The organism is Streptomyces sp. R-07 (assembly GCF_049913175.1).
In the GTDB taxonomy this organism is placed as follows: domain Bacteria; phylum Actinomycetota; class Actinomycetes; order Streptomycetales; family Streptomycetaceae; genus Streptomyces.
The window spans coordinates 6,164,387-6,182,064 of record NZ_CP183978.1 but is presented as its reverse complement, the minus strand read 5'-3'; the positions used below and the strand labels follow the sequence as shown (position 1 = coordinate 6,182,064).

General features: G+C 68.9%; 12 protein-coding genes. 1 reads left to right on the top strand and 11 read right to left on the bottom strand.

Annotated elements, in window-relative coordinates:
• Positions 1-106: 106 nt before the first annotated feature.
• The 10 genes from ACN9M0_RS28340 to ngcE form a co-directional block, all read right to left on the bottom strand.
• Positions 107-1,183 carry a hypothetical protein gene (locus ACN9M0_RS28340; RefSeq protein WP_366040173.1) on the bottom strand — a complete coding sequence of 359 codons (1,077 nt, stop codon included), beginning with the start codon at positions 1,181-1,183 and terminating at the stop codon, positions 107-109.
• 99 nt (positions 1,184-1,282) lie between these two features.
• Positions 1,283-2,815 (bottom strand): amino acid permease, encoded by a 1,533-nt coding sequence (locus ACN9M0_RS28335; RefSeq protein WP_399699007.1) that lies wholly within the window; start codon positions 2,813-2,815, stop codon positions 1,283-1,285.
• Positions 2,816-2,917: 102 nt separating this feature from the next.
• Positions 2,918-4,837: a 1-deoxy-D-xylulose-5-phosphate synthase gene (dxs, locus tag ACN9M0_RS28330; RefSeq protein WP_366040175.1), complete on the bottom strand. Its 1,920-nt coding sequence runs from the start codon at positions 4,835-4,837 to the stop codon at positions 2,918-2,920.
• Positions 4,838-5,047: 210 nt separating this feature from the next.
• Positions 5,048-6,337, bottom strand: a complete 1,290-nt coding sequence (locus ACN9M0_RS28325; RefSeq protein WP_366040176.1) for a sugar ABC transporter permease — start codon at positions 6,335-6,337, stop codon at positions 5,048-5,050.
• Complete coding sequence (locus tag ACN9M0_RS28320; RefSeq protein ID WP_167348157.1) at positions 6,334-7,122, bottom strand: ATP-binding cassette domain-containing protein; 789 nt, start codon at positions 7,120-7,122, stop codon at positions 6,334-6,336. Before ACN9M0_RS28320 ends, ACN9M0_RS28325 begins: the two co-directional genes overlap by 4 nt.
• 273 nt (positions 7,123-7,395) lie before the next feature.
• Positions 7,396-8,460: a sugar ABC transporter substrate-binding protein gene (locus ACN9M0_RS28315; protein WP_366040177.1), complete on the bottom strand. Its 1,065-nt coding sequence runs from the start codon at positions 8,458-8,460 to the stop codon at positions 7,396-7,398.
• Between the two features lie 122 nt (positions 8,461-8,582).
• Positions 8,583-9,794: an ROK family transcriptional regulator gene (locus ACN9M0_RS28310; RefSeq protein WP_366040178.1), complete on the bottom strand. Its 1,212-nt coding sequence runs from the start codon at positions 9,792-9,794 to the stop codon at positions 8,583-8,585.
• A 162-nt stretch (positions 9,795-9,956) separates the two neighbouring features.
• Positions 9,957-10,895: a carbohydrate ABC transporter permease gene (locus ACN9M0_RS28305; protein WP_366040179.1), complete on the bottom strand. Its 939-nt coding sequence runs from the start codon at positions 10,893-10,895 to the stop codon at positions 9,957-9,959.
• On the bottom strand, positions 10,895-11,824 hold the full coding sequence (locus ACN9M0_RS28300; RefSeq protein ID WP_366040180.1) for a carbohydrate ABC transporter permease: 930 nt from the start codon (positions 11,822-11,824) through the stop codon (positions 10,895-10,897). The genes ACN9M0_RS28305 and ACN9M0_RS28300 overlap by 1 nt, the downstream gene beginning before the upstream one ends.
• A gap of 100 nt (positions 11,825-11,924) precedes the next feature.
• Positions 11,925-13,370 (bottom strand): N-acetylglucosamine/diacetylchitobiose ABC transporter substrate-binding protein, encoded by a 1,446-nt coding sequence (gene ngcE / locus ACN9M0_RS28295; RefSeq protein ID WP_366040181.1) that lies wholly within the window; start codon positions 13,368-13,370, stop codon positions 11,925-11,927.
• A gap of 528 nt (positions 13,371-13,898) precedes the next feature.
• On the opposite strand from ngcE, the gene ACN9M0_RS28290 reads away from it, so the two are divergent.
• Positions 13,899-14,813, top strand: coding sequence for an FG-GAP repeat domain-containing protein (locus tag ACN9M0_RS28290; RefSeq protein ID WP_399699003.1), 915 nt, complete (start codon positions 13,899-13,901; stop codon positions 14,811-14,813).
• A 71-nt stretch (positions 14,814-14,884) separates the two neighbouring features.
• On the opposite strand, the gene acnA is transcribed toward ACN9M0_RS28290, so the two are convergent.
• A complete protein-coding gene (acnA, locus tag ACN9M0_RS28285) occupies positions 14,885-17,602 on the bottom strand; it encodes an aconitate hydratase AcnA (protein ID WP_366040183.1) in 2,718 nt (905 codons plus the stop codon).
• Positions 17,603-17,678: the final 76 nt, after the last annotated feature.

The window sequence follows — 17,678 nt, the reverse complement described above, 5'->3', positions numbered from 1 at the left end:
CCGTGGTCACGGGGCCGTTCCGTGGTCACGGGGCCGTTCTGTGTCGTGTCACGGGGCCGTTCCGCGTGGTGTCACGGGGCCGTTCCGTGTGGTGTCACAGGGGCGGTCACCCTATGGAGCGCCAGCCTTCCAGCAGGAGCCCGTCCGCCGCCGCCTTCTGGCGGGTGGCGAGGAGCGTCGTCCCGTCGGCCAGGGCCATCACGACCAGGCGACCGTCGAGGCCCCGGGTGAGGACGGTGTCGAGCGTGCCGTGCGGCTCACCGGTCTCCGACCAGTGGATGCCCTCCGCCTCCTTCTCGCTCGGGTAGGCGGCGAGGGCGAGCCGGCCGTCGGCGGACTGCTGGGCGAGGACCGTGCAGTCGAAGCCGTCGATGAGACAGCGGGTGGCGGACAGCCGTCCGGTGCCCACCGCCTTGCCGAGGACGGTCGGCTCCAGGGAGCGCTCCGGCGACCAGGCGCGGACCTGGCCCTCCTGGTCGAGGTAGAAGAGGGTGACGTGCCCGGAGGGGCCGGTGGTGGCCGCCAGGGTGCCCATGGTCACCGAGGCCGGCAGCAGCTCCTCGCGCAGCGGCTTCGCCCCCGCCTCGCGCTGTACGTAGCGGGCGAGGCCCGTGGCGTGCGAGCTGTACAGCTCGACCAGGCCTGAGCCGTTGGTGACGGCGACCGGCGAGGGGTCGGTCTTCGAGCCCTTCAGGTCCCACCAGGGGTGCCAGCCGCCGGCGTCCTTCTGCGCGCGGAGGCTGAGGCCGCCGCCGCCGTTCCGCACGAAGACGTGGGCGCGGCCCTGGGCGTCCACCGCGACGGCGGGGTTGCCCGTCCAGGCGCTCTTGACGTTCGAGTGCCCCAGGGAGCGCCAGGGGGCGGCCGGGCGGCCCGTCTGGAACTGGACGGCGTGCACCAGCTCGACGTGTCCCTCGGTGCCGCCCGTGGGCCGCAGGCCCACCAGGTGGACGTACCGGTCGGCGCCCTGGCCGACGGCGAGGAACGGGTTCAGCGCGCCGTCACCGAGGGACACCGGGCCGCTCCAGCCGCCGGGCTCCTCGGTCCAGCGCACCACCTCGCCGTCCCGGGGCAGGTAGGCGCTGAACCGGCCCTCCTCCCCTCTGGTCAGCCAGCCGCCCTGGAGCACGGGGGCGGCGGGGCCGTGGGAACGGTCGGTGGGGGCCTGGGATCGATTCGCCATGGGGGGATCCAGCACTCCGGTCGTCGGGAGGAGTTCGGGTACGAAGCGACTTTAGTCGCCCTCCCGGACGGTCTCCTCCGCGCCTACGACCTCACCCGCTCAGTACATGGCGTCCCGGCCCTGCCGCCCGAGCCGGCTGTGACCGCGCCCGTACAGGAAGTACACGACGAAGCCGATCACCATCCAGACGGCGAAGCGGAACCAGGTCTCGCCGGGCAGATTGAGCATGAGCCAGACGGAGGCGGCGATGGAGAGGATCGGCAGCGCCGGCACCCAGGGGGTGCGGAAGGACCGGTGCAGGTCGGGGCGGGTACGGCGGAGCACCATGACGCCCAGGGCGACGACGACGAAGGCGAAGAGGGTGCCGATGTTCACCAGGGTCGCGAGCTCGTTGATGCTGGTGAAGCCGGCGACGATGGCGATGATCACACCGAGCAGGATGGTCGGCCGGTACGGCGTCCTGAACCGGGGGTGCGTGACGGAGAAGAAGCGCGGCAGCAGGCCGTCGCGGCTCATGGCGAAGAAGACGCGGGTCTGGCCGAGCAGCAGGATCAGACAGACCGTGGTGAGACCGACGGCGGCGCCGAAGCTGATCACGCCCGCGTACCACGGGTGTCCCGCCGCCTTGAAGGCGTCGGCGAGGGGGGCGCTGGTGGACAGCTCGGTGTACTTCTGCATGCCGGTGACGACGAGGGCGACCGCCACGTACAGCACGGTGCAGATGAGGAGCGAGCCGAGGATGCCGCGGGGCATGTCCCGCTGCGGCAGCTTGGTCTCCTCCGCGGCGGTGGCGACCACGTCGAAGCCGATGAAGGCGAAGAAGACGACGGAGGCGGCGGTGAAGATGCCCATGACGCCGAAGTTGGTCGGCTCGTAGCCGAAGATCAGCTGGACCATCGGGGAGTTCCAGCCGGAGGTACCGCCGGGCGGGCTGACGGCCGGCGGGATGAAGGGCTTGTAGTTGTCGCCGACGATGAAGAACAGGCCCGCGATGATCACGATCATCACGACGGTCACCTTGATCGCGACGACGACCGCGGTGATCCGGGCGGAGAGCTTCATGCCGAGGACGAGGACCACGGTCAGCACGAGGACGAGCAGGAAGGCCAGGAGGTCGAAGGTGCCGCCCGCGACGTCCGGCCCTTCGAGCGAGGCCGGCAGGTGCCAGCCGATGTTGTCCATCAGGGATCTGACGTAACCGGACCAGCCGACGGCCACCACCGCCGTACCGAGGGCGAACTCCAGGACCAGGTCCCAGCCGATGATCCAGGCCGGCAGCTCGCCGATCGAGGCGTACGCGAAGGTGTACGCCGATCCCGCCACCGGCACCGTCGAGGCGAACTCGGCGTAGCACAGGGCGGCGAGGGCGCAGACGATGCCGGCGGCGACGAAGGCGAGCGCGGTGGCCGGCCCGGCGTTCTCCTTGGCGACCTTGCCGGTCAGGACGAAGATGCCGGTGCCGATGATGACGCCGACACCGAACACCGTCAGATCCCAGGCCGACAGGGATTTTCGGAGCGCGTGCTCCGGCTCCTCCGTGTCGCGAATCGACTGTTCGACCGACTTCGTCCGGAACAATCCGGTGTTGGCGCGTGGCTGCTGATCCGTACTCACGTCGCACCTCCCTGCCATGGGGCTGCCCGCCCTGTGGTCAGAATGCACGCGAAAGGGCCGGTCGGCACTCCGAAGAGTGAGCCGACCGGCCCAAAGGTGACGCCGGGTGACGGTGGCCCGTCAGTCGCGGGCGGGCTCCACGGCCTGCGCGCTGCTCTCGAACCGTCCGTCGAGCCGCGAGACCAGACCGGTGACCTGGCGGGCGATGTCCGGGGCGGTCAGCCCGATCTCCGCCAGGACCTCGCCCCGCGAGGCGTGGTCGAGGAAGCGCGGCGGGATGCCGAAGTCACGCAGCGGTACGTCGACGCCGGCGTCGCGCAGCGCCTGGGCGACGGCGGAGCCGACACCGCCGACACGGCTGTTGTCCTCGACGGTGACGACCACCCGGTGGCGCTCGGCCAGCGGGGCGAGGGCCTCGTCGACCGGCTTGACCCAACGGGGGTCGACGACGGTGGTGGAGATGCCCTGCCGGTCGAGGAGGTCGGCGATCTCCAGGCACATGGGGGCCAGGGCGCCCACGGAGACCAGGAGGACGTCCGGCCGCTCCGAGCCGGGCTCGCGGAGCACGTCCATGCCGCCGACGCGGCGCAGCGCGGGGACGGCCGGGCCGACCGCGCCCTTGGAGAAGCGGACCACGGTCGGGGCGTCGGTGACCTCGACGGCCTCGCGCAGCTGGGCGCGGACCTGGTCGGCGTCGCGCGGGGCGGCGAGCCGCAGGCCGGGGACGACCTGGAGGATCGACATGTCCCACATGCCGTTGTGGGAGGCGCCGTCGGTGCCGGTGACACCGGCCCGGTCGAGGACGAAGGTGACGCCGCACTTGTGCAGGGCCACGTCCATCAGGACCTGGTCGAAGGCGCGGTTGAGGAAGGTCGCGTAGACCGCGAAGACCGGGTGGAGGCCGCCGGTGGCGAGGCCGGCCGCGGAGACCGCGGCGTGCTGCTCGGCGATGCCGACGTCGAAGACCCGCTCGGGGAAGGCCTTGGCGAACTTGTCGAGACCGACGGGCTGGAGCATGGCCGCGGTGATGGCGACGATGTCCGCGCGCTCCTTGCCGAGCTTCACCATCTCCTCGCCGAAGACCGAGGTCCAGTCGGCGCCGGAGGAGGCGATGGGCAGGCCGGTGTCGGGGTGGATCTTGCCGACGGCGTGGAAGCGGTCGGCCTCGTCCTGGAGGGCGGGCTGGTAGCCGCGGCCCTTCTCGGTGAGGCAGTGGACGATCACCGGGCCGCCGAAGCGCTTGGCGCGGGTGAGGGCGGACTCCAGGGCCTCGATGTCGTGGCCGTCGATGGGGCCGACGTACTTGAGGCCGAGGTCCTCGAACATGCCCTGCGGGGCGATGAAGTCCTTGAGGCCCTTCTTGGCGCCGTGCAGCGTCTCGTACAGCGGCTTCCCGACGACGGGGGTGCGCTCCAGGATGTCCTTGCCGCGGGCGAGGAAGCGCTCGTAGCCGTCGGTGGTGCGCAGGGTGGCCAGGTGGTTGGCGAGGCCGCCGATGGTGGGCGCGTAGGAGCGCTCGTTGTCGTTGACGACGATGACGAGCGGGCGGTCCTTGGCGGCGGCGATGTTGTTCAGCGCCTCCCAGGCCATGCCGCCGGTGAGGGCGCCGTCGCCGATGACCGCGACGACGTGGTCGTCCTTCTTCAGGACCTCGTTCGCCTTGGCCAGGCCGTCGGCCCAGCCGAGGACGGTGGAGGCGTGCGAGTTCTCGATGACGTCGTGCTCGGACTCGGCCTGTGAGGGGTAGCCGGAGAGGCCGCCCTTCATCTTGAGCTTCGAGAAGTCCTGGCGTCCGGTGAGGAGCTTGTGGACGTAGCTCTGGTGGCCGGTGTCCCAGAGGACCTTGTCCTTCGGGGAGTCGAACACCCGGTGCAGGGCGATGGTCAGCTCGACCACACCGAGGTTGGGGCCGAGGTGCCCGCCGGTCTTGGAGACGGCGTCCACGAGGAACGTCCTGATCTCGTCGGCCAGCTGGTCCAGCTGTTCCGGGGAGAGCCGGTCCAGATCTCGCGGTCCCCTGATACGGGTCAGCAGAGCCACCCGTTCCTCCTTGCTTTGAGCTGGTCGAGCTTGCCGATTTGTCGAGTCTAATGTTCCGTCTTGGATCGTGGGCATCGGGCCAGGGGGTGAGGCGTCACCCGCACGGCCGACATACCGCTGATCTGTACGGCTCTGTACGCGCGCGTGCACTGCTCCGGACGCGCGGCAGCCCGGCACCGGTTTCCCGGTGCCGGGCTGATGTGACAGGTGTTACGCGCGGCCCGCTGTCTTCTGCGTGCGGCGGGACACCGAGTCGATGATCACGGCGATGAGGAGCACCGCTCCGGTGATCATGTACTGGATCGCGTTCGAGGACAGGTTCATCTGGTTGAGGCCCTGGACGATCGACTGGATGACCAGGATGCCCAGGAGCGCCGACCAGACCTTGCCGCGTCCGCCGAACAGGGACGTGCCGCCGATGACCGCGGCGGCGATGCACATCATCAGCTGGTTGCCGCCGCCGAGGGAGCGGTCGGCGCCGCCGGTCGCGGAGGCGAGGAAGAGACCGCCGATGGCGCCCATCGTGCCGGAGATCATGAAGACCGAGATCCGGATCCACGACACGTTGATGCCGGCGCGGCGGGCAGCCTCGATGCCGCCGCCGACCGCGAAGACCTGACGGCCGTACGTGGTGCGGCGCAGGACGAAGTCGGTGACGAGCAGGATCACCAGGAAGATCACCAGGGAGAGCGGCAGGCCCTGCTCCTGGTTGAAGCCGTACGCGGCGACGAGGACCAGGACCGCGAGGACGGCGGTGCGCAGGATGATCTCGCTCTGCGGGCGGTGCGGCAGCTCGGCGGCCTTGCGGCGGCGGGAGTCGCGCAGCTGGGCGAGGTAGAAGGCGGCGACGACCACCACGGCGAGGCCGTAGGCGGCGGCGACGTCGGAGAAGTAGTACTTGGTGAGGTCGCCGACGAAGCTGCCGATCGGGGTGGGGATGGTCGACCGGTCGCCCATGACCCAGGTCTGCAGACCGGCCCAGCCGAGGAAGCCGGCGAGGGTGACGACGAAGGCGGGCACGCCGATCTTGGCGAACACCATGCCGTGGAAGGCGCCGATCAGGGTGCCGGACAGGATGCCGAGGAGGATGGCGAGGCCGTCGGGCATGTCGGTGCCGAGGACGCCCCAGACCGAGCCGGCCAGACCCGCCACGGAGCCGACGGCGAGGTCGATCTCGCCGAGCAGCAGCACGAAGACGATGCCGACGGCCATGATGCCGGGGCCGACCGCGTACAGCGTGATCTGGTCGAGGTTGTACGAGGTGATGAAGTTGCCGGTGAGGGCCTGGAAGACGATGCCGATGACGATCAGGCCGACGACGACGGGCAGCGAGCCGATCTCGCCCGAGCGGATCTTGCGCTTGAACTCGTCGACGTAGCCCTTGAAGCCCTGTTCGCGGACGAGGAGGCGGGGGTCGACGGCGGGCACGGCGGCGGCGGCCGGCGCCTCCACGCGCGGCTCGGGCACCGTGTCCTCGGAGGTGCTGGGGGTCGTGCTCACTTCGCTACCTCCGCGTTGCGGGCCTGGCGGCGGGTCACGGCGTTGTCCGTGGCACCGGTGATCGCGGCGATGATCTCTTCGTGCGTGGTGGTGGCCACCGGGAAGGTGCCGTTGTTGCGACCGAGGCGGAGCACGGCCACGGTGTCGGCGACGGCCTTCACATCGGCCATGTTGTGGCTGATGAGGATGACGCCGAGGCCCTGCTCGCGCAGCCGCTCGACCAGGTCGAGGACCTGCGCGGTCTGCTCGACGCCGAGCGCGGCGGTCGGCTCGTCCAGGATCACGATCTTGGGGTCGCCGACCAGGGCGCGCGCGATGGCGACGACCTGCCGCTGGCCGCCGGAGAGGGCGGCGACGGGTATGCGGACGCTGGGGATGCGGATGGAGAGCGTGGAGAGCAGGTCCTTGGCCCGCTTCTCCATGGCGACCTCGTCGAGGACGCCGCCCTTCTTGATCTCGCGGCCGAGGAACAGGTTGGCGACGACGTCGAGGTTGTCGCAGAGCGCGAGGTCCTGGTAGACGGTCGCGACACCGAGGTTCTGGGAGTCGTGCGGACGCTGGATCTCGACCTGCTCGCCCTCCCACTCGATGACGCCCTCGTCGATGGGGTGCACGCCTGCGATCGTCTTGACCAGCGTGGACTTTCCCGCTCCGTTGTCGCCGACGAGCGCGACGACCTCTCCTGCGTGGACTTCGAGATCGACACCGGAGAGGACCTGGACCGCTCCGAATCGCTTGAAGATCCCGCGCAACGCCAGCACGGGCGTCTGGGACACGTGAACCAACTCCTTCGCCGCCCGGAGGGCGGCGGCATGTCGCGCCGCCGGTGCAGCGCCGAAGTTTCGGGGGGCTGGGCTCGTCCGGCCCCCGGACCGACAGCGGGGTCTGGGTCGGCCGGGGACCGGACGGGCTGGGGGACGGATCCGGGCGTCGTACGCCGGCCGGGGTTACCGAGGGTCTTCACCCTGTGTACGCGGCCGGCGGCGCCCCTGTGCGGGGCGGCGGGTGCCGGTATCCGTGGCGCCGGGCCCGTAGGGACCCGGCGGGTGGGACATGGGTTACTTGATGCCCAGCTCGGTGCACTTGGCGGCGAGGTCCGCCGTGCAGAGGTCGGCGGCCTTGTAGATGCCGTCCTTGACCACCGTGGTCTGGATGTTGGTCTTGTCGACCACGACCGGGGCGAAGAGCGTGGAGGGCACGCCGTCGGTCGTGCCCTGGGCGCCGAGCTCCTTGCCCTTGAGCAGGTTCACCGCGAACTTGGCGGCCTCGGGGGCCAGCTGGAGCGGCGACTTGTAGATGGTGAAGGTCTGGGTGCCGGCGATGATGCGCTGGACGCCCGCGACCTCGGCGTCCTGGCCGCCCACCGGGATGCCCTTGACGCCGGCGTTCTCGAGGGAGGTGATGATGCCGCCGGCCATGCCGTCGTTCGCCGAGTAGACGGCGCCGATCTTGTCCTTGCCGACCGAGGAGATCGCGGCGGACATCTTCTCGCCCGCGACCTTCGGGTCCCACTCGCCGGAGGCCTCGTAGGCGATCTTGCCGACCTTGCCGTCGAGGGCGGTGTGGGCGCCCTTCTTGAACAGACCGGCGTTCGGGTCCTTCTCGTCGCCGTTGATCATCACGACGTTGGCGGTGGCGGCCTTCGCGCCGAGCGCGGCCAGCAGGGCCTGGCCCTGGAGCTCGCCGACCTTGTTGTTGTCGTGGCTGACGTAGGCGTCGGCACCCGGGACGGCGCGGTCGTACGCGACGACCTTGACGCCCTTGGCCTTGGCGTCCTTGACCCAGCCCTCGGCCTTGGCGGCGTCGACCGGGTCGAGCGCGATGACCTTGACGCCGTCGGCGATCAGCTGGTCGAACTGCTGCTTCTGCTTCACGACGTCGGAGACCGCGTTGTTGTAGACGATCTCGCAGTCGGAGCAGGCGGCCTTGACGGCCTTCTCGAACTGGGGCTTGTCCAGGGCCTCGTAGCGCGAGGTCTTGTTCTCGGGCAGGAGCAGGCCGATCTTGGTCGAGCTGCCCTTGTCTCCGCTGTCGCCGCCGCCGGCCTGGCCGCAGGCGGCGAGCGAGAAGGCCATCGAGACCGCGGCCGTGGCTATGACGGCGCGACGCGTCACTGCGTTCATGTGGGGTTGCCTCCCTGACGAGGCCGCGACATTGCGGCCGAGGTGGCACGAAGTCAACTCGGCTGCAACGTTGACGTCAAGAAGTAAATCCTTAACGAGATGACAACGACGGTGTTCGTTATCTAAGTGAAGGCAAGACGCGAGGCCGGGCCGGTGGTGGGCAGCGCACTCTCCAACAGGGTCGAATCGCCCATTTCGCTCAGCACGAGGGCGAGCGCGCCCAGCACCTCGGCGCGCCCGCCGAGGGCCCCCTGAGCCAGCGAGAGCTGCCGGGCGGCGCTGGGGATCGCGTACCGCGAGACGGAGTCCCTGATGGGCGCCAGGACCAGCTCTCCGGCCTCGGCGAGGTCGCCGCCGAGCACCACCCGGCTGGGGTTCAGGAGGTTGCAGAGGTTGGCGATGCCACTGCCGATGTGCCGGCCGACGTCGGCGATCACCCGGCGGCAGCCGGGATCGCCCTCCCGGGCCAGCTGGACGACCCGCTCCATGGTCAGATCGGGGCCGTGGCTGGGCTGGAGCAGCGGCAGGACGTAGCGCGCGGCGGTGAAGGTCTCCAGGCAGCCGCGGTTGCCGCAGCGGCAGACGGGACCCGACTCGTCCAGGGTGATGTGCCCGATCTCGCCCGCCGTGCCGCCGGGCCCCCGGTAGACCCGCCCGTCGATGACGAGCCCGGCGCCGACGCCGCTGGCCACCTTGATGTACGCCAGGTCCTTGACGCCCCGGCCGCTGCCCCAGACCAGCTCGCCGAGCGCGCCGAGGTTGGCGTCGTTGTCGACGTGCACGGGGACGCCGAGGCGGCCGGAGAGCTCCTCGGCGGGGTTGATGCCGCTCCAGCCCGGCAGGATCGAGGTCGAGCCGAGGGTCCCGGAGGAGACGTCGATCGGGCCCGGCACGCCGAGGCCGACGCCGATCACCTTGTCGGGGCCGATGCCGGTGGCCCGGATGAGCCGCTTGACCAGCTGCTCGGCGCGGTCGAAGCCCTCGGCGGCGGAGGCGTCCACGTCGAGCGGCTCGGCCTCCTCGGCGAGCACCTGGTGGGCGAGGTTGCCGACGGCGACCCGCAGGTGGGTGTGGCCGAAGTCCACGCCGATCACGATGCCCGCGTCGCCGGAGAGCGAGACGCTGCGGGCCCGGCGGCCGCCCGCGGAGGTGGGCGTGACCTCGACGGTGCCGCCGTCCTTCAGCTCCCGAACGATGTTGGAGACCGTGGCGGCGGACAGGCCCGTCGCCCGGGCGATCTCCGCCTGGGTGAGCGAGCCGGCCATGCGCACCGCCCGGACGACCCGTTCGAGATTGGCCCTGTGCAGAGACGTCTGCGACCCCGGAGTCTCCATCGACTCACTCACTCCCACCGTTTTCTCCAACATGTGAACCCTAAGGGGACGCTTTCGGCTTGGTCCCCGTCAAGACCTTGAGTGTCGGACGGTGAGTGTCACACGACGTGCGGGGCCCCCGGCGCGAGTGCGCCGGGGGCCCCGTGAGTCGCGTCAGAGGGGTTACTTCACGGCGCCGGCGGTCAGTCCGGCCACCACCTGCCGCTGGAAGACGATGTACGCGGCGAGGACCGGGAGCATCGCCATCACCAGGCCGGCGAAGAGACCGGACCAGTCGCCCTTGTAGCCCTGGCTGACGGCCAGCTGGACGAGGCCCTGCGAGAGCACCTTCTTCTCCGGCTCGGTGTTCAGCACGGTCGGCAGCAGGTACTGGTTCCACTGGCCGAGGAAGTTGAAGATGCCGACGCTGATGAGGCCCGGCTTGGCCATGGGCAGCATCACCTGGAAGAAGGTCCGGGTGTGCGAGGCGCCGTCCACGAAGGCCGCTTCCGCCACCGAGCTCGGCAGGGTGCGGAAGAAGGCCGTGAGGAAGAAGACGGTGAACGGCAGCGAGTACGCGATGTAGACCAGGATCAGGCCGTGCAGCGTGTTGAGCAGGGCCATGTTCTGGAGGACGTAGAAGAGCGGCACGAGCGCCAGGATGACCGGGAAGCTCATCCCTCCGATGAAGAGGAAGTAGATGAAGCGGTTGCCCGGGAAGTCGAAGCGGGCCAGGACGTAGGCCGCCATCGAGCCGAGGAGGAGCGTGCCGAGGAGCGAGCCGCCGACCACCAGGATGGTGTTCAGGAAGTAGTCGCTCATGTGCGCCTCGGTCCAGGCGCGCGACCAGTTCTCGAAGTGCAGCTTGTCGGGCAGCGACCACGGGGAGGTGAAGATCGCCTTGTCGGTCTTGAAGGAGGTCATGACCGCCCAGAGCAGCGGCATGACGACCATGATCGCCCAGATGATGAGCACGCCGTGCGAGAAGACGTTGAGGGTCGCGCCCTCGGCCTTGGCGGTCCTGCGCGGGGCCGGCGCCACGGTCTTGGTGACCGTGGGGCCCGGGCCCGCCGGGGAGCCGGAGCTCTCGACGCCGGTGGTGGCAGTGTCGGTCGTCTTCATCAGAACTCCAGCCGCTCGCGCCGGCCCACCTTCATCACGACGGCCGCGAAGGCCAGCGTGACGACGAGGAGCGCGACACCGATGGTCGTTGCGTAGGCGGCCTGACCGTCCCGGAACGCCTTCTGGTACACGTACAGCGGAAGGACGATGGTGGAGAAGTCGGGTCCGCCGCCGTTGGGGCCGACGGTCATGATCTGGACGACGGCGAAGGACTCCGCGCCGAGCGCGAGGATGCCCATGTAGATCCAGCCGGACTGCACGGTGTCCCAGAGCAGCGGCAGGGTGATCTTGAAGAAGGTGGTGAAGCGGTTCGCGCCGTCGAGCAGGGCCGCCTCGTAGAAGTCCCTCGGAATGGACGCCATGCCGGCCGAGAAGAGGACGACGAAGAATCCGACCGTGGACCAGACGAGGACGACCATCACGCAGATCAGGGCCAGGTCCGGATCACCGAGCCAGTCCGGCTGGATGCTGTCGAGACCGACACCCTTCAATACGGAATTGATCGCTCCGCTGTTCGGGTTGTACGCGAACTGGAAGAGCAGCGCGACGATCGCGATCGACAGCACCTGCGGGAAGAAATAGACGATCTTGTAGAACGAGGAGCCGCGCACACCCGCGATCGCCGCGCCCCCGCGGCGCCGACCGCCGACATTCAGCATGAAGGCGAAGAAGAGCGCGAGTCCCACGGTCACCAGCGGCAGCACCACCGCGAAGGTCAGACTGTGCTGGAGCGATTTCCAGAAGACCTCGTCGTCCAGCATTCGGCTGTAGTTGTCGAATCCGACCATCCCGAATTCGGGACTCAGTCCGGTCCAGTCCGTGAACGAGTAGTAGATGGACTGGATGAACGGCCAGATGACGAACAGCACGTAGAGCGCGAGGGGGGCCGCCAGGAACCCCACGATGAAACGGTACTTGCCGTGTTGCATTCCTACCGACCCCGATCTTCCCGCGGAGACGCGCCGCTGGTGCCACGCGCCATGGGGCCGGGGCCCGCTCCCGGTCGGCGGGAAGGGGCCCCGGCACTGCTCACTGGTGCTTGTAGTGCTTGATCGAGGAGTCCTTGGCCGCCTCGTCGGCGTACTTCTGGATCTTCTTGATCGTCTCGGCCGGGGTCGCGCGGCCGGCCATCATCTCGCCGAGGCCGGCGACACCGATCTTCTCCTTCTGGAGGGCGACGTACCAGTCCTGGAGGCGCGGGTTGACGACGTTCTGGCCGGCCTTGTCCAGGGCGGCGACACCGGACTTGAGGCCCGGGGTCAGCTCGATGCCGTCGGTGCCGCCGTTGAGGGCGGTCAGGGACTTCACTGACTGGGTGAAGTTCTTCGAGGAGGCCTCGCTGAGCATGATGCGCAGCTGCTCCAGGCCGCCCTCCATGTTCTTCGCCTTCGCCGGGACGATGAAGGGCTCACCGCCGGAGGCCCAGATGGTGCCGAAGGGCATCTTGTCGGAGGAGTCGATGCCGGTCGGGGCGGAGACGGCCAGATCGAAGTCGGCCGGCATGGTCTTCGCGGCCTCGTTCTCGACCCAGGAGCCGTTCGGGATGAACAGCGCCTTGCCCTCGGTCCAGGCGGTCTGCGACTGGATGTGGTCGAGGCCGGGGGTGCCCTTGAGGATGTAGCCCTTCTTGACGAGCTCGTAGTACGCCTCGAAACAGGCCTTGACCGCGGGGTGCTCCCAGGCCTTCGGCTCCAGGTTGTCGATGGCGTCCAGGACCTCGCGGCCGCCGACCTTGCCGATCATCGGGTAGAGCGAGAAGGGGACGTAGTACGGGTACTTGCCGGCGTACGTCCAGCCGGCGATGCCCTTCTTCTTGGCCTTCTCGCAGACGGCCAGCATCTCGTCCCAGGTCTCGGGGTACTTCGCGTCGAGCGAGTCGAGCAGCTTCTGCGAGTACCAGACGCCGTAGACCGTGTAGGCGTAGTACATGATCCACACCGGGTCGCCGTCGAACTGGCCCATCTCGACGATGCCGGGCCGCAGGGTGTCGCGGACCTTCTTGCTCGGGTCGTCGATGGACGGAGCGTCCAGGAGCGGGGTGAGGTCCGCCAGCTGCTTCTGGCCGACGAGGACACCCATGTCCATCTGCTCGGCGCCGGAGTTGTCGATGAGGTCCGGCGGGGTGCCGCCGTTGAAGCGCGGCTGCAGCGTGGTGGTGATCTTCTGGGTCGGCGTGAACTTGACGCTCGCCTTGGGGTAATTGGTCTCGTAGACCTTGATCGCGTCCTTGGCGTACTGCTGTCCGAATCCGCCGTCGAAGAGGACGAAATCGAGCGGTGCCGACTCGTTCACCCCGAGCGGGTTCTTTTCGGACTTCGTGCCCTTCTCGACCTTTCCGTTGCCACCGCTGTCACTGCTCGCGCAGGCGGACAGGAAGCCCATGGTCGGCACGGAGATCAGACCGATAGCGGCAGAACGCTTGATCAGATCGCGACGGCCGAGGCCCTCATCGTTGTGTGCGGAGGTGGATCCCATGCTCAAGTCCTCGCCTTCATTCAGGACTCAGGCGGTGTACCGGTCGCCCGTACTCACTCGCCACAGGCGAAGGGCCCCGCCACCGCGGTCATTTGCAGCCGGGTCGTGCACGCGTCGGGCCGTCGCCGGATTGCTCCGACTGGCTGGACGCCGACAGGTATAGTCCACTTCCCTTCACGGGAGCAAGATCGAAACCAGGTTTGCACGACCATCTTTCCCGAGTTGAGACCTCCGGGATAAGCACGCTGGATCTGCGGCGTTTCGTCCAACCATTCGCCACGCAACACCCTTGACACGGCATCAGGGTCACCCCATCCCCCGGCTTCCCACCGGAACCGGTTGAAGGTGCGCGGAAGGAAAGGGGCATAGGGAACATACGAACGCCATCGAAACAGTTGTGTCACAAACCAGTTGCCTGGTGAAGATCTCGTGAGAAGGATCCGGGATCATAGAGGTCCCGCCACCACCCTGCCTCCGGCACGGGCGCGCGGTGGGACCTGCCTCATTCCATACGGATCTGGAGTACACGTGGCCAACTCTTCTGGCCTGAACCGCACGGGCATCCTGTCCCGTGTCACGGTCGCGGCGATAACCGCCGCGCTGGTCGGCACCACGACGGCCGCGGTGGCGGCCGAGGCGCCGCAGCCCGTCTCCTCCGGCATCGCGCGGAGCTCGAACGCGAGCGCCTTCGCGGCCACCTCCACCGCCGCCGCGGCGCCGGTCAACTACCTCCTCGGCGTCAACAGCGCCGGCACCGTCTGGGCCTACGAGCCGGTCGGTGGCGGCGTCATCCAGCGCCTCGCGGACAACTCCGGCACGGGCTGGAACTACCACAGCCGCTTCGCCCAGGCCGATCTGGACGGCGACGGCCACTCCGACGGCTGGTACGCCGTCCGCAACGGCCGCCTGAACTTCGTCGACACCGGCGCCCCCCGCGACCTCGGCGGCGGCTGGAACATCTACAACAAGATCGTCTCCGCCTCCAACACGGGCGGCGGCGCGGCCGACGACATCCTCGCGCGCGACACCTACGGCGTGCTGTGGCACTACCTCGGCTACGGCAACGGCGCACTGACCACGCGTTACAAGGTCGGCGGCGGCTGGAACGCGTACAACCAGATCGCCGGCAAGGGCGACCTGACCGGCGACGGCCGTCCCGACATCGTCGCCCGCGACGGCTCGGGCGTGCTGTGGCTGTACAAGGGCACCGGCAACTACAAGGCGCCCTTCACCACCCGCACCCGCATCGGCGGTGGCTGGAACACGTACAACACCCTCGTCTCCTCCGGCGACCTGAACTTCGACGGCAAGGCCGACCTCGTCGCCCGCAACAGCGCCGGCGAGCTCTGGCTGTACAAGGGCACGGGCAACGCCTCTGCCCCGTACAGCGCCCGCGTGAGGATCGGCACGTCCGGCTGGAACAGCTTCCGCGAGCTGTTCTGATCGGCTCCCGCTCAGCGCAAGGGCCCCGCTCCTCTTCCGAGGAGCGGGGCCCTTTCCGTTCATCCGATCCGTCAGCCGCGGATCAGGTTGCGGAGCACGTACTGCATGATGCCGCCGTTGCGGTAGTAGTCCGCCTCACCGGGGGTGTCGATGCGGACGACCGCGTCGAACTCGACACCGGTGTCGGTGGTGACCTTGACCGTGCTCGGCGTGGTGCCCTCGTTCAGCTCCGTGACGCCCGTGATGGAGAAGGTCTCCTCGCCGGTCAGGCCGAGCGAGTCGGCCGACTGGCCGGCCGGGAACTGGAGCGGCAGGACGCCCATGCCGATGAGGTTCGAGCGGTGGATGCGCTCGTACGACTCGGTGATGACGGCCTTGACGCCGAGGAGCGCGGTGCCCTTGGCGGCCCAGTCGCGGGACGAGCCGGAGCCGTACTCCTTGCCGCCCAGGATGACCAGCGGGGTGCCGGCGGCCTGGTAGTTCTGCGAGGCGTCGTAGATGAACGACACCGGCGCGTCGGCCTGGGTGAAGTCGCGGGTGAAGCCGCCCTCGGTGCCCGGCGCGATCTGGTTGCGCAGGCGGATGTTGGCGAAGGTGCCGCGGATCATGACCTCGTGGTTGCCTCGGCGCGAGCCGTAGGAGTTGAAGTCACGACGCTCCACACCGTGCTCGGTGAGGTACTTGCCGGCCGGGGTGTCGGCCTTGATGGCACCGGCCGGGGAGATGTGGTCGGTGGTGACCGAGTCGCCCAGCTTGGCCAGGACACGGGCGCCGGTGATGTCGGTGACCGGGGTGGTCTCCATCGTCATGCCCTCGAAGTACGGGGGCTTCCGGACGTAGGTGGACTCGGTGTCCCACTCGAAGGTGTTGCCGGTCGGGATCGACAGCGCCTGCCACTGGGCGTCGCCCGCGAAGACGTCCTGGTAGGACTTGTTGAACATGTCCTCGCCGATGGCGTTGGCGACGACGTCGTTGACCTCGGCCTCGGAGGGCCAGATGTCCGCCAGGTAGACGGGCTTGCCGTCCTGGTCGACACCGAGGGCGTCCTTGGTGATGTCCACCTTCATGGAGCCCGCGATGGCGTACGCGACGACCAGCGGCGGGGAGGCCAGGTAGTTCATCTTGACGTCGGGGTTGATGCGACCCTCGAAGTTGCGGTTGCCCGAGAGCACCGAGGTCACGGCCAGGTCGTGCTCGTTGACGGCCTTGGAGACCTCCTCCGGCAGCGGGCCGGAGTTGCCGATGCAGGTGGTGCAGCCGTACCCGACGAGGTTGAAGCCGACCTTGTCGAGGTACGGGGTGAGGCCCGCCTTGTCGAAGTAGTCGGTGACGACCTTCGAGCCCGGGGCGAGGGTGGTCTTGACCCACGGCTTGCGGGTCAGGCCCTTCTCGACGGCCTTCTTCGCGACGAGCGCGGCGGCGACCATCACGTACGGGTTCGAGGTGTTGGTGCAGGAGGTGATCGCGGCGACGGTGACGGCGCCGTGGTCGATCTCGTACGTCGAGCCGTCGGGGGCGGTCACCTGGACCGGCTTCGACGGGGCGCCGTTCGGGTGGTTCGCCGGGGCGTCGGAGGCCGGGAAGGACTCCTTGCCCGCCTCGTCGACCTCGTCGACGTAGTTGCGGACGTCCTGGGCGAACTGCGCGGCGGCGTTCGCGAGGACGATGCGGTCCTGCGGGCGCTTCGGGCCGGCGATGGAGGGGACGACCGTGGAGAGGTCGAGCTCCAGCTTCTCGGAGAAGTCGGGCTCGGCGGCCGGGTCGAGCCAGAGGCCCTGCTCCTTGGCGTACGCCTCGACGAGCGCGACCTGCTGCGCGGAGCGGCCGGTCAGCTTGAGGTAGTTCAGGGTCTCGTCGTCGATCGGGAAGACCGCGGCGGTGGAACCGAACTCCGGCGACATGTTGCCGATGGTGGCGCGGTTCGCGAGGGAGGTCGCGGCGACGCCCTCGCCGTAGAACTCGACGAACTTGCCGACGACGCCGTGCTTGCGCAGCATCTCGGTGATCGTGAGGACGAGGTCGGTGGCGGTGGTGCCGGCCGGGAGCTCGCCGGTCAGCTTGAAGCCGACGACGCGCGGGATGAGCATGGAGACCGGCTGGCCGAGCATCGCGGCCTCGGCCTCGATGCCGCCGACGCCCCAGCCCAGCACACCGAGGCCGTTGACCATGGTGGTGTGCGAGTCGGTGCCGACGAGGGTGTCGGGGTACGCCTGGCCGTTGCGGACCATGACCGTGCGGGCCAGGTGCTCGATGTTCACCTGGTGGACGATGCCGGTGCCCGGGGGGACGACCTTGAAGTCGTCGAACGCGGTCTGGCCCCAGCGCAGGAACTGGTAGCGCTCCTTGTTGCGGCCGTACTCGAGCTCGACGTTCTGCGCGAAGGCGTCGTTGGTGCCGAACTTGTCGGCGATGACGGAGTGGTCGATGACCATCTCGGCCGGGGAGAGCGGGTTGATCTTCGCCGGGTCGCCGCCGAGCGCGGCGACGGCCTCACGCATGGTGGCGAGGTCGACGACACAGGGCACACCCGTGAAGTCCTGCATGATCACGCGGGCGGGCGTGAACTGGATCTCCTGGCTCGGCTGAGCCTGCGAGTCCCAGTTGCCGAGGGCCCGGATGTGGTCGGCGGTGATGTTCGCGCCGTCCTCGGTGCGGAGCAGGTTCTCCAGGAGGACCTTCAGGCTGTAAGGGAGGCGCGCGGAGCCCTCGACCTTGTCCAGCTTGAAGATCTCGTACGACTCGTCGCCCACGCGCAGCGTGCTGCGGGCGTCGAAGCTGTTCGCCGACACGACAGTCTCCTTCATATATGTGCGCGTTCCACCACATCCTGCCGCCACGTACACGTCGTCGATCCGCTAAGGTAAG

Coding starts and splice junctions, on each gene's coding strand:
- ACN9M0_RS28315 (WP_366040177.1), bottom strand. CDS start 8,460: ATGAACGCAGTGACGCGTCGCGCCGTCATAGCCACGGCCGCGGTCTCG.
- ACN9M0_RS28305 (WP_366040179.1), bottom strand. CDS start 10,895: ATGAAGACGACCGACACTGCCACCACCGGCGTCGAGAGCTCCGGCTCC.
- ACN9M0_RS28340 (WP_366040173.1), bottom strand. CDS start 1,183: ATGGCGAATCGATCCCAGGCCCCCACCGACCGTTCCCACGGCCCCGCC.
- ngcE (WP_366040181.1), bottom strand. CDS start 13,370: ATGGGATCCACCTCCGCACACAACGATGAGGGCCTCGGCCGTCGCGAT.
- ACN9M0_RS28310 (WP_366040178.1), bottom strand. CDS start 9,794: ATGGAGACTCCGGGGTCGCAGACGTCTCTGCACAGGGCCAATCTCGAA.
- ACN9M0_RS28335 (WP_399699007.1), bottom strand. CDS start 2,815: ATGGCAGGGAGGTGCGACGTGAGTACGGATCAGCAGCCACGCGCCAAC.
- ACN9M0_RS28300 (WP_366040180.1), bottom strand. CDS start 11,824: ATGCAACACGGCAAGTACCGTTTCATCGTGGGGTTCCTGGCGGCCCCC.